Annotated in this window: 12 protein-coding genes and 1 riboswitch; of the genes, 8 read left to right on the top strand and 4 right to left on the bottom strand. The window is 72.7% G+C overall.

The genetic code is table 11. The annotated features are described in order from the left end of the window. Window positions 1-42 precede the first annotated feature (42 nt). Window positions 43-204, bottom strand: a riboswitch (cobalamin riboswitch). Between the two features lie 143 nt (window positions 205-347). Next, entirely contained in the window at window positions 348-569 is a 222-nt protein-coding gene (locus AB0I73_RS08650) for a hypothetical protein (RefSeq protein WP_363035146.1), read from the bottom strand. A 31-nt stretch (window positions 570-600) separates the two neighbouring features. Continuing rightward, window positions 601-1,863, bottom strand: a complete 1,263-nt coding sequence (locus tag AB0I73_RS08645) for an inorganic phosphate transporter (RefSeq protein WP_363035144.1) — start codon at window positions 1,861-1,863, stop codon at window positions 601-603. Between the two features lie 241 nt (window positions 1,864-2,104). Here AB0I73_RS08645 and AB0I73_RS08640 point away from each other — a divergent pair, with 241 nt between their 5' ends. The 3 genes from AB0I73_RS08640 (at window position 2,105) to AB0I73_RS08630 (ending at window position 5,641) form a co-directional block, all read left to right on the top strand. Next, complete coding sequence (locus AB0I73_RS08640; protein ID WP_363035142.1) at window positions 2,105-2,773, top strand: class II aldolase/adducin family protein; 669 nt, start codon at window positions 2,105-2,107, stop codon at window positions 2,771-2,773. Window positions 2,774-2,834: 61 nt separating this feature from the next. Next, a complete protein-coding gene (locus AB0I73_RS08635; protein WP_363035140.1) occupies window positions 2,835-3,962 on the top strand; it encodes an alpha/beta fold hydrolase in 1,128 nt (375 codons plus the stop codon). A 254-nt stretch (window positions 3,963-4,216) separates the two neighbouring features. Continuing rightward, window positions 4,217-5,641, top strand: a complete 1,425-nt coding sequence (locus tag AB0I73_RS08630; protein ID WP_363035138.1) for a hypothetical protein — start codon at window positions 4,217-4,219, stop codon at window positions 5,639-5,641. An 86-nt stretch (window positions 5,642-5,727) separates the two neighbouring features. Here the strand turns inward: AB0I73_RS08630 and AB0I73_RS08625 are convergent, their stop codons facing one another. Continuing rightward, window positions 5,728-6,141 carry a VOC family protein gene (locus AB0I73_RS08625; RefSeq protein WP_363035136.1) on the bottom strand — a complete coding sequence of 138 codons (414 nt, stop codon included), beginning with the start codon at window positions 6,139-6,141 and terminating at the stop codon, window positions 5,728-5,730. Between the two features lie 285 nt (window positions 6,142-6,426). Between AB0I73_RS08625 and AB0I73_RS08620 the strand changes: the two genes are divergently transcribed. The 3 genes from AB0I73_RS08620 to AB0I73_RS08610 all read left to right on the top strand — a co-directional run bounded on the left by AB0I73_RS08620 (window position 6,427) and on the right by AB0I73_RS08610 (window position 9,599). After that, window positions 6,427-8,025, top strand: coding sequence for an ABC-F family ATP-binding cassette domain-containing protein (locus AB0I73_RS08620; RefSeq protein ID WP_363035134.1), 1,599 nt, complete (start codon window positions 6,427-6,429; stop codon window positions 8,023-8,025). A 397-nt stretch (window positions 8,026-8,422) separates the two neighbouring features. Further along, window positions 8,423-8,644 (top strand): helix-turn-helix domain-containing protein, encoded by a 222-nt coding sequence (locus AB0I73_RS08615; protein ID WP_029385158.1) that lies wholly within the window; start codon window positions 8,423-8,425, stop codon window positions 8,642-8,644. Between the two features lie 151 nt (window positions 8,645-8,795). Continuing rightward, window positions 8,796-9,599 (top strand): enoyl-CoA hydratase/isomerase family protein, encoded by an 804-nt coding sequence (locus tag AB0I73_RS08610; protein ID WP_363035132.1) that lies wholly within the window; start codon window positions 8,796-8,798, stop codon window positions 9,597-9,599. A 58-nt stretch (window positions 9,600-9,657) separates the two neighbouring features. Here the strand turns inward: AB0I73_RS08610 and AB0I73_RS08605 are convergent, their stop codons facing one another. Then, entirely contained in the window at window positions 9,658-10,416 is a 759-nt protein-coding gene (locus AB0I73_RS08605; protein ID WP_363035130.1) for a nucleopolyhedrovirus P10 family protein, read from the bottom strand. Window positions 10,417-10,504: 88 nt separating this feature from the next. Here AB0I73_RS08605 and AB0I73_RS08600 point away from each other — a divergent pair, with 88 nt between their 5' ends. Both AB0I73_RS08600 and AB0I73_RS08595 read left to right on the top strand, forming a co-directional pair. Continuing rightward, window positions 10,505-10,999 carry an Asp23/Gls24 family envelope stress response protein gene (locus tag AB0I73_RS08600; protein ID WP_363035128.1) on the top strand — a complete coding sequence of 165 codons (495 nt, stop codon included), beginning with the start codon at window positions 10,505-10,507 and terminating at the stop codon, window positions 10,997-10,999. 54 nt (window positions 11,000-11,053) lie between these two features. Beyond that, window positions 11,054-11,239 (top strand): hypothetical protein, encoded by a 186-nt coding sequence (locus tag AB0I73_RS08595; protein WP_363035126.1) that lies wholly within the window; start codon window positions 11,054-11,056, stop codon window positions 11,237-11,239. Window positions 11,240-11,276: the final 37 nt, after the last annotated feature.

Below are 11,276 nucleotides of genomic sequence, written 5' to 3'. Positions count from 1 at the left end.
GCCGGGCATGGCGATATGTCCTCACTCAGGGTGTCCACGCCCTGGTTCGACGAGACCGGCGGTGAGAGTTCCTGGCTCCCGGGGTGTGCACCCCGGTGACAGTGGCGGGACCGCGCCGGACTTACACCGGCTTCCTCTCCTGTCGCCGCATTGGCATCCGGCAGTCCACCACGGTCCGGAAGAACCGTCAACCTGCCTTTGACCTGCGAGGCTGAAGTGTGCTGAGGCCCACAGAGGGGTTCCGGTGGGGGAACGCGAACGGGCGGAGCGGGGCGCGAAGCCCCGCACCGCCCGTCGGACGGAGACGACTCTGATCAGACCGCGATCAGGCCGAGATCAGGTCAGGATCAGGCCATGATCAGATAGATCCCGTACGCCACCGCCGCCGTGCAGGCCGCGAAGCAGGCGTAGGCGCCGGTGACCGCCAGGGCCGCGGACCGGCCCTGGGCGGCGGCCCGCTCGTGGCGGGACAGGCCGACGATGCCGAGGGTGAACAGGGCCACCAGGGCCACGGTGACCACGAGGCTGACGCCGAAGACGGAACCGAGGGCCGCCCAGTCGATCTTCATGGTGCTCTTCTTCCTTCGTACCGGGGCGCGGTCAGACGGTGGTCTTGGCGGCCGGGTCGGTGGCGGCCGGGGCCGGGATGGTGGCCGAGAGCTCCTCGACCGGGCTGCCCGCCGGGGGCGGGGTCACCGCGGCCATGGCGGCGGTCACCACGCCGGCCGGCTCCTCGGCGGTGGCGGCCGAACCGTCGGCGGCATCGTGGTCGTTGACGTTGGTGTGGTCGACGACCTCCCGCCGGGAGATCTTCCAGATCGCCGCGCTGGAGGAGACCAGGAAGACGGCGACGACGGCGGTGCCCCAGCTGCCGGCCCGGCAGACCAGCTCGGCGATGGCCCCGACCAGGGCCGCCGCCGGCAGCGTCAGGCCCCAGGCGACGAACATCCGGGTGGCCGTCGACCAGCGGACGACACCGCCCTTGCGGCCCAGGCCCGCGCCCATCACGGCACCGGAGACCGAGTGCGTGGTGGAGAGGGAGAAACCGAGGTGGGAGGAGGCCAGGATGACCGTCGCGGCGCTGGTCTGGGCGGCGAAGCCCTGCTGCGGCTGGAGGTCCGTCAGGCCCTTGCCCATCGTGCGGATGATGCGCCAGCCGCCGAGGTAGGTGCCGAGCGCGATGGCGACGCCCGCGGACACGATGACCCACAGGGGCGGGTCGGAGTCCGGGGCGAGGGTGCCGCCGGCGACCAGGGCCAGGGTGATGATGCCCATCGTCTTCTGCGCGTCGTTGGTGCCGTGGGCCAGCGAGACGAGGCCGGCGGAGGCGATCTGACCCGCCCGGTAGCCCTTCTCGGACGCCTTGCCGTCGGCCTTCTTGCCCAGGCGGTAGGTCAGCCGCGTCGCGAACATCGCGGCGAGGCCGGCGACCAGCGGCGCGGCGATCGCGGGGATCAGCACCTTGGTGACCAGGACGTCACCGTGCACCGCGCCGAAGCCCGCCGAGGCGACGGTGGCGCCGATCAGACCGCCCATCAGGGCGTGCGAGGAGCTGGACGGCAGACCGACCAGCCAGGTCAGGAGGTTCCAGAGGATCGCGCCGACCAGTGCGGCGAAGATGACCTCGGGACGGATGCCGGCCTCGTCGACGAGGCCTTTGGAGATCGTGTTGGCGACCTCCACGGAGAGGAAGGCGCCCACCAGGTTCAGCACGGCGGACATGGCCACCGCGACCTTGGGCTTGAGAGCACCGGTCGAAATGGTTGTCGCCATCGCGTTCGCGGTGTCGTGGAAACCGTTCGTGAAATCGAACGCGAGTGCGGTTACCACCACAATCGCGAGGATCAGCGAGAAGCTTTCCATTTACCCAGGCAATCGTTCGAAGTCATTGGCGCGTTGAACGTAGGTAACCTGAGTGAACAGAAGATGAACTGGGATGGGCGTCGGGATGACCGTGATGGGTGCGGTTGCTCCGTCGGACGGCCGTACGTCCACCACGGCCCGCCCGTGGCGGTGCGGCTGAAGGGCCGCGCTCCGTCGACGGGCGTTCGCGGCCGACCGCGGAGCCGTTGAAGAGACCTTCGTCACCCGGCAGGATCACGGCATGGCCGAGCAGCAACGGGACGTGAGTGACGAGGAGACGCGCGCCTGGACCGGCCTCGTCGAGGCCGCCCGCCGGACCGTCTCCGACGGGCTCGTCGTCGGCACCTCCGGAAACGTCTCGGTGCGGGTCGGTCCGACCGTGCTGGTCACGCCGTCGGGAGTGCCCTACGACCGGCTGACCCCGCACGACGTGACCGGTGTCGACCTCACCGGTCGGCAGGTCCTCGGCACCCTGGTCCCGACCAGCGAGCTGCCCATGCACCTCGCGGTGTACCGCACGACCGGCGCCCGCGCCGTGGTGCACACGCACGCCGTGCACGCGACGGCGGTCTCCACGCTCGTCGACGAACTCCCGCTCGTCCACTACATGGCCGCCGCGCTCGGCGGGCCCGTCCGGGTCGCCCCGTACGCGACGTACGGCACCGAGGAGTTGGCCGAACACGTGCTGCGCGCCCTCGACGGCCGCACCGGCTGCCTCCTTCGGAACCACGGCACCCTCACCCACGGCACCACCCTCGACCAGGCCTACGACCGCACCGCCCAGCTGGAGTGGATGTGCAGGCTCTGGCTGACCGCCTCGTCCGTCCCGGGCCGCTCCCCGGCCCTCCTGTCGCCCGACCAGCTGGCGGAGGTCGCGGACCGCCTGCGGGGCTACGGGCAGCGCGACTGAGTCCCGCTTCGGGCGGGACGTCCACTGGCCGGGTGACCGCTCCGCCGGGACACTGGGTTCCGTGCGCACTGTCAGAGCGACGGCCGCTGCCGTCACCGCCGTGATAGGTGCCGGAGCCGCCGCGGTGGCGGCCGGCCGGCTCGCCAGCGACGCGGCCCTCAAGGCGCCGCCGGGCAGGCCGCTGCCCACCGAGCCCCGGCTCACCGTGCACGCCACCGCCGCCGGGCAGGTCAGCCTCACCCGGGACCTCGCCGCACTGCGCCCCGGCCGCTACGGCCTCACCGGTGACGATTCCCACGCGGTCGTCGGCCCCGTGCTGGAAGGCCTGTCGGACTCCGCCGACACCGTCGTACGCCGTCTCGAACGCGTCGTGCGGGGCAACCTGAAGCCCGGCGACCGGGCGTGGCTCACCCCGAACCTGTACGTGGGAGACCCGGGCACCGCACTGGGCCTGGGCCACACCGACGTCGACGTCCCCGGCGAACTCGGCCCCCTTCCCACCTGGTTCCTGCCGGGGGCCCGGGACACCTGGGTGCTCGCGGTGCACGGCCTCGGCACCACCCGGGAACACCCCATGAACCTCATGGAGTTCCTGCACCGCCGCTACTTCCCGGTACTCGCCCCCTCATACCGGGGCGATCCGGGCGCGCCGCGCTCGCTCGACGGTCTCAACCACTTCGGCGAGACCGAGTGGCGCGACCTCGACGCGGCGATCCGCTACGCGCTGGACGCCGGTGCCCGGCAGGTCGTCCTGCTCGGCTGGTCCACCGGCGCGACCATGGCGCTGCGTGCCGCAGCCCGTTCCACCCTGCGCGACCGCATCGCCGGGCTCGTCCTCGACTCCCCGGTGCTCAGCTGGGAATCGACCCTGCGCGCCCTCGCCGCCGCCCGCCACACCCCGGGCGCGCTGCTGCCGCTGGCGGTCCGCGCCGCCCAGGGCCGCACCGGCCGCCGCGGCGACCGCCGCCCCGGCGCCGCGGGGGCGGAACGCGTCGACGTCCCCACCCTGATCATCCACGGCCCCGGCGACGTGGTGGCCCCCTGGGGGCTCTCCCGCCGCCTGGCCGCCGCCCAGCCCAACATGATCACCCTGCTCACGGTCGAGGACGCTCCGCACGGCGCCATGTGGAACGCCGACCAGGACGCCTACGAAGAGGCCCTGCGCCGCTTCCTCACCCCTCTCGTGTGACCGTCGCACCCCTCCATATGGCCGCTGTGCCCGCTTTGTCTGCCCCGGCGGACGCCCCGACGGCCGCCCCGCCGCCCCGCCGGGCGGCCGGGCGGACGGTGGCGCGGGGCCTTGCCGGGGATTCCGTTCGGGGGCGTGACACCGGCTTGTTCCCGCCCCTCGACCGCCCGCGCGAGCCGGTGCGTTGGCCCTCTCCGTCGCCGCCCGTGACATTCCGTTTGGGTTTTCGGACCGTCAACCGCAAGACTGCACCCGTGACGTCCCGTATCCCGCGCGACTCCAGGCTTCGACTTGTCCGCCCGCGACCCCTGGCCGCCGCCCCCAGGGCGATGAACCAGCAGCGCTCGCGCCGCCCTGCGCCGCGCCCTCCGGAAGGCACACCGGCCCCCGCGGAGCTGGCCAGGATGGCACGCTCCGGTCTGGCCGGCGCGGCCCGCGTCGCCCGCTGGGCCGATGCCGCCCTCGGCCCCGGCCGGGGCAGCGCCACCGCCGCCGGCAAGGCGATCCTCTCCGCCGCGACCGCCGAATGGGCGGCCGAGGAGCTGGGCCTGACCCCGGCTCAGGTCCGGGCCGACTGGGACACGGCCCGGCTCGCCGGTCTGGTCGAGGTGCACGGCGACACGGCCCGTCCCGGCTGGCGGCTGCGCGCCTGGGACCGCGACGACAGTGCCGTGCTGCGGGGCTGGGTCGCCCTCTTCGACGCCTGGTCGCTGGCCCACCCGGAACCCGAGGGCCACGAACCCGCCACCGTCGGCGAGGTCGTCTCGGCCATGCCGCAGGTGCTCTCCTTCCTCCAGCTCTCGGCCGGGCCCGTCCCCATGCCCCAGCTCCTCGACCTCCTGCAGCAGCGGGTCACCGAACTGCGCACGGAGCGCTGCGAGGTCGACTACGCGCCCCACTCCGCCGACACCGCCCGCCCCGGCCCCACGCCCGCGCCCGTCGAGCCGGGCGCCGCCGACGCCCCGCTCGCCCCGCTCCTCGAATGGGCCCTGCGCGCCCTCGCCGCGGTGGGCGCCCTCACCTACGGCGAGGGACAGGCCACGCTCACCCCGCTCGGCAGCTGGGCGGTCTGGGTCAAGCTGGAGCAGATCTGCGTCGCCGCGCAGAGCCCCGCCGGGAACATCGAGCAGAGCGCCGAGGACATGCTCCGCGGCTGCGCCCAGCTGCGCCCCAACGCGGCCCGCGCCGAGTACCGCGCCTGGCTCGCCGCCCGGCCGGTCGCCGGCGCCGTCACCGAACTGCTCGACGCCGCCCGGGGCGAGGACGCCCTGCTGCGCGGCCTCGCCTTCGAGGCGCTGCGCGTGGTCGGCGCCCCCGCCGAACCCGAGGTCCGCGCCGTGCACGACGAGCCGACGCTGCGGCCCTACGCCCTGCTGTGGCTCGCCGAGCACGACGGTGCCGACCCCGAGGACGCCCACCAGGTCCTCACCCGGGACGAGGCCACCTGGCTGTGGGTGGACACCGCCGCCGCGGTCGCCGACCACGGTGAGGCCCCGCTGCTGGTACGGCACCTGGAGTCCGCGGTCCAGCCGACCGTCCCCGCGCTGCTGAACGAGGTGCGCGCGGTCGGACACCCGCGCACCGTGCAGGTACTGGTCGCGCTCGCCGCCGCGCACCCCGACCCGGCCCTGGCCAAGGCCGTCCGGCGGGCGGCCTTCCAGGTGCACACCGGAGGCTGACCCCACCGCCGCCGTCCCGCAGTGTCCCGCGAGATCCCACCGGCCCGCGAGGGCGGCACCCCGGCTCCGCGGCCCGGGGACCGGGCTCAGGCCCCGGTCCCGGGCGCGTACGTACCGAAGCTCCAGACGTTGCCCTCGAGGTCCCGGGCCAGGTAGTCCCGCGAGCCGTGGTCCTGGTCCGCCGGGGGCATCAGGATCTCCGCGCCCTGTTCCACCGCCCGCCGGTGGTGTGCGTCGACGTCGTCCACGACGACGTACACCCCGGCAGGCCCCGCACCCTTCATCGCCGTGTCGAACACGCCGCCGCGGCCCTGGGACCCCAGCATCACCGCGCCGTTGCCCTGCACCAGCTCGGCGTGCGTCACCGAGCCGCCCTCGTCCTCGTACACCGACAGCTCCGTGAAGCCGAAGGCTTCCGTGAGCTGCCGGATCGCCGCCTTCGCGTCCGCGTACAGCAGCGTCGGGAAGATGCTCGGACGCCCGCCACCCGCACCCGCCACGGCCCCACTCCTCACCTCCCGCGCCGGATGCCCCGCGACGGGAAAACCACCGGAAACCCGACCTGCCGCCAGTCTGGCACCGACCACTGACAACGCCCCGCGACCCGGCCGGGCGCGGGGCATCGCACACCCGCACACCGGAAAAGTGGTTGCGCGGCCCCGTTAGAATGGCTCGCATGGCCATTCTCCTTGTGCATTAGACGGCGGGAACGCCCTCAGCCGACCACCGCCGACTTCCCCCGGGCTCCGTTCGAGCAGGGGACCCCAACGCCTGGAGTCTGACCCGTGATCTCCGCCTCCGGCATCGAGCTGCGCGCCGGTGCCCGTGTCCTCATCGAAAGCGCCACCTTCCGCGTCACCAAGGGCGACCGCATCGGCCTGGTCGGCCGCAACGGCGCCGGCAAGACCACGCTCACCAAAGTCCTCGCCGGCCAGGGCATCCCCGCCGCCGGCAACGTCACCCGCTCCGGCGAGGTCGGCTACCTCCCCCAGGACCCCCGCACCGGCGACCTGGACGTGCTCGCCCGCGACCGCATCCTCTCCGCCCGCGGCCTGGACGTCCTGATCCGCAAGATGCGCGAGAACGAGCAGCGCATCGCGAACGGCCAGGGCGCCACCCGCGAGAAGGCACTCAGGCAGTACGAGCGCCAGGAGACGGAGTTCCTCACCAAGGGCGGGTACGCCGCCGAGGCCGAGGCCGCCACCATCGCCGCCGCGCTGAACCTGCCCGACCGGGTCCTGGGCCAGCCGCTGCACACGCTCTCCGGCGGTCAGCGCCGCCGTGTCGAACTGGCCCGCATCCTGTTCTCCGACGCGGACACCCTGCTGCTCGACGAGCCGACCAACCACCTCGACGCCGACTCGATCGTCTGGCTGCGCGACTACCTCAAGACCTACCGCGGCGGCTTCATCGTCATCTCCCACGACGTCGACCTGGTCGAGACGGTCGTCAACAAGGTGTTCTACCTGGACGCCAACCGCTCCACCATCGACATCTACAACATGGGCTGGAAGCTCTACCAGCAGCAGCGCGAGGCCGACGAGAAGCGCCGCAGGCGCGAGCGGCAGAACGCCGAGAAGAAGGCCGCGGCCCTCAACGCCCAGGCCGACAAGATGCGCGCCAAGGCCACCAAGACGGTCGCCGCGCAGAACATGGCCCGCCGCGCGGAGCGCCTGCTGTCCGGCCTCGAGGACGTCCGCCAGTCGGACAAGGTCGCCAAGCTGCGCTTCCCCGACCCGGCGCCCTGCGGCAAGACCCCGCTGACCGCCGAGGGCCTGTCGAAGTCGTACGGCTCCCTGGAGATCTTCACCGACGTCGGCCTGGCCATCGACAAGGGCTCCCGGGTCGTCATCCTCGGCCTCAACGGTGCGGGCAAGACCACCCTGCTGCGCCTCCTCGCCGGAGTGGAACAGCCCGACACCGGCATGGTCGTGCCCGGCCACGGGCTCAAGGTCGGCTACTACGCCCAGGAGCACGAGACCCTCGACCAGGACCGCACGGTGCTGGAGAACATGCGCTCCGCCGCGCCCGACATGGACCTCGTCGAGGTCCGCAAGGTGCTCGGCTCGTTCCTGTTCTCCGGCGACGACGTCGACAAGCCCGCCGGTGTCCTCTCCGGCGGCGAGAAGACCCGTCTCGCGCTCGCGACCCTCGTGGTCTCCTCGGCGAACGTGCTCCTCCTCGACGAACCGACCAACAACCTCGACCCGGCCAGCCGTGAGGAGATCCTCGGCGCGCTGCGCACCTACAAGGGCGCGGTCGTCCTGGTCACCCACGACGAGGGCGCCGTCGAGGCACTCCAGCCGGAGCGGATCATCCTGCTGCCGGACGGCGTCGAGGACCTGTGGGGCGCCGACTACGCGGACCTCGTCGCCCTCGCCTGAGCAACCTCGGGCCGCCGCGCGCGTGACGGCAGGTGCGACTGCGGGAGTGACTCCTGACATGATCGGCGGCGTGATCCACCGAGCATGGATCATTCGGCCCATCGGTGATCCATCATTCGTGTGAGATCTCCTCGTACCGAAGTGTGTCCTCCACGTGTTTCGCGGCCGAGCCCCTGATCCACCGGGGCTCGGCCGCGACGCCTTTCTGACCTGGGAATTCGCGGGACAACCCGTTCGGTGGTGTCGTCGGCATCCGATGGAATCCCTTACTCCGTTTGTGGGGATGCGCTCCTGTCGTCACAACCTTGTCGCACGGACCTTGCCGAATGGGTGGCCATCGGGCCCGGGAGGGGTGATCATGAGGAGACCAGAGCGCACTTCCCATGAGGAGGCACGGGTGGCCGAGACTCTGAAGAAGGGCAGCCGGGTGACCGGCGCCGCGCGCGACAAGCTCGCGGCAGACCTGAAGAAGAAGTACGACGCCGGTGCGAGCATCCGGGCGTTGGCCGAGGAAACCGGCCGCTCGTATGGCTTTGTGCACCGCATGCTCAGCGAGTCGGGCGTCACGCTCCGAGGGCGTGGCGGGGCGACGCGAGGCAAGAAGGCCCCTTCGGCCTGATTCCGGGCGTCGCCTCTCGACCCGATGGTGGCCACCCGGTCGGCCGACTGGCCGACCGGGTGGTTACTGTGCAGTCACTTGGCTGTGCCGCAGGACGGTTCGACGCCGTCGTGCGGCGCGGAAGACGACCGCACCCATCGGAGGCGCCCCCATGGCTTCGTCCGCCCAGGACCTCGGTCCGGTACTCGACAAGGACGGCGTACGGCTCACCGTCGACGGCGCGATCGCCACGGTGACGCTGACCAACCCGGCCAAGCGCAACGCGCAGAGCCCCGCTCTGTGGCGCGCGTTGGCCGAGGCGGGCCGGCTGCTGCCGGGCTCCGTCCGGATCGTGGTGCTCCGGGGTGAGGGCAAGTCCTTCTCCGCCGGGCTCGACCGGCGGATGCTCACGCCCGAGGGAATCGAGGGCGAGCCCTCCTTCGTCGACCTCGCGCGCGGTGGGGAGGCCGAACTCGACGCGACCATCGCCGGGTACCAGGAGGCGTTCACCTGGTGGCGGCGCAGCGACCTCGTGTCCGTCGCGGCCGTGCAGGGGCACGCCATCGGGGCCGGTTTCCAGCTGGCCCTCGCCTGCGACCTGCGGATCGTCGCGGACGACGTCCAGTTCGCCATGCGCGAGACCAGCCTGGGGCTGGTACCGGACCTGACCGGCACGCATCCGCTGGTCGGGCTCGTCGGGTACGCCCGCGCGCTGGAGATCTGCGTGACCGGGCGGTTCGTCACGGCCGAGGAGGCCGTGAGCACCGGACTGGCCAACCTCGCCGTGCCGGGCGACGAACTGGACTCGGCGGTGCGCGACCTCGCGGCGGCGCTGCTGGCCGCGCCCCGCGACGCCGTGATCGAGACGAAGGCGCTCCTGAGCGGCGCCCAGGAGCGTACGTACGAGGAGCAGCGGATCGCCGAGCGCGCGGCCCAGGGCCGCAGGCTGCGGGATCTGGCCGGTCTCGGCGAGTGAGGAACCGGCGCCTCACCGATGAAGAACCGGTGAGGCGCGGGGGAGCCGCGGGGGAGTGTCAGTCGAGCGCCGTGACCAGTACCGCCACCGTCGGATGATCCGGCAGGGCGGCCGACACCGCCGAGCGGACCGCTCGGGCCACGTCCACCGTCCGGTGGTCCGCCAGGGCGGCGAGGTCCACGCGCGCGTGGCGGCGGGTCAGGGTGGCTTCGCCGGGCTGCTGGTGAGCCGTCAGGTGCACCGGGCGGCCCAGGGTGCCCGTCAGCCGGGACACCCCCGGGACGGCGAGCGCCGCGGCGGCCACCCGGCTCCCGTCGGAGTCACCGGGCTCCGGCGCGCCGAACGGCGAGGCGTCGGCCGGCCCCTCCGCGGACCCGCCCGCGGACTCCGCACCTGACACCGGAGGCGGCCCGGCCTGTGGGTCCAGCAGTTCGGTCACCCGCAGGTCCACCTCCGCCACCACCAGCCCGATCCGCTCCGCCGCGGCCCGCGACAGCACCGCCCGCAGACGGTCCGCCGCCACCGGCAGCGGCTCTGCCGCCGTGGCCGCGAACCGGACCGTCACCCGCAGCGCGCCCGGTGGCAGGGCGCTCGGCGGGGGCGGCACCACCGGTTCACCGGTCTCCCGGGGGTCGGCGAGCGCGATCCGCAGTCCGTCCACGCGCACGCCCGGTTCGTCCTGCTCCACCGCGCGCCGCAGGGCGTCCCCGGCGGCCGCTTCGGAGATCCACACGCCGTCCCGCGCTCCGCCCAGGGGCAGAAGTCTGCCCAGCCCCAACTGCTGTCGCACTGTCCGAGTCCACCGGTCCGCCGTCATTCCTCCAGCCTGCCGCATCCATGGCGCGCTATCACGCAACCGCGCATACGGTGGGCACGTGGACGACGACCGGAAGGGACGTGCACCGATGACCGACATGCCGGAGGGTGGCTCGACGAGGGCCACCGACATCGAGAAGACCGTGCCGGACGCCTCCACGCGCAAGGGGCCGGGCACCCGGCGCGGCGGAGGCGAACCCGCCACCCGTGGCCGCACCACGATCGCGGACGGCGTCGTGGAGAAGATCGCCGGTCTCGCCGCGCGGGACGTGCTCGGCGTGCACACCATGGGCAGCGGCCTGTCCCGGACCTTCGGGGCCGTACGCGACCGGGTACCGGGCGGGTCGAAATCGGTGACGCGTGGAGTGAAGGCCGAGGTCGGCGAGGTACAGACCGCGCTGGATCTGGAGATCGTCGTCGAATACGGCGTGTCCATCAGCGATGTCGCCAGGGACGTGCGGGAGAACGTCGTCGCGGCGGTCGAGCGGATGACCGGCCTCGAGGTGGTCGAGGTCAACATCGCGGTGAGCGACGTGAAGTTGCCGGACGAGGAGGAAGAGGAGTCGGAGACCCGTCTCCAGTGAGGCACCCCTCGATGAGTCGAGGAGTCGAGGATCTGAGGAGCTGAGGAGCGCACCATGAACATGGCCGTGGCCGGCATGATCGCCGGCATGGCGCTGGGCTTCGCCGGATACTTCGGCGGATTCGGGGCTTTCGTACTGGTGGCCGCGTTGGGGGCCATCGGTTTCGTCGCCGGGCGGTTCCTCCAGGGGGACCTGGAGCTCGGTGACTTCTTCCGCCCCCGTGGCGATCGTCGGAGGTGACACCGGTGAGCACGGGGGAAAGCGTGTCCGAGGGCGC

The organism is Streptomyces sp. NPDC050388 (assembly GCF_040655635.1).
Lineage (GTDB): Bacteria > Actinomycetota > Actinomycetes > Streptomycetales > Streptomycetaceae > Streptomyces.
The sequence above is the reverse complement of the archived record's forward strand: the minus strand, read 5'-3'. Positions and strand labels throughout refer to the sequence as shown.